This is a genomic window from Pseudoalteromonas sp. SIMBA_162 (assembly GCF_046535955.1).
GTDB lineage: Bacteria > Pseudomonadota > Gammaproteobacteria > Enterobacterales > Alteromonadaceae > Pseudoalteromonas > Pseudoalteromonas marina.
In genome coordinates, this window is record NZ_JAWJBQ010001171.1 from 1 (window position 1) to 238 (window position 238).

Below are 238 nucleotides of genomic sequence, written 5' to 3' on the forward strand. Positions count from 1 at the left end.
TGCGAGTGCTTCATCCCAGCCCCCTGCCAATATCAAACCCGTCTGAACTGCCGGGACCGAAGTTGACCTCCTTGTCACACCACGGGCAGGTCTGTTCTCCGGGGCCATCGCATCACACCAGGTGATCGCAACGCCCCAGCGCGAAGGTGGTCGCCGCGCCGCAGTGCGGGCATGGCGCCACCCCTTCCAGCTGATTGGTGTTCACCTGAGTGGCGGGCGCCGTGCGCTCTGCCGTCCA

The 238-nt window shown here is 65.5% G+C and carries 1 pseudogene; it reads right to left on the reverse strand.

Annotated elements, in window-relative coordinates:
* Positions 1 to 10: 10 nt before the first annotated feature.
* Positions 11 to 238 (reverse strand): annotated as a pseudogene (locus R0J88_RS23365) (TerY-C metal binding domain-containing protein); the annotation flags it as partial.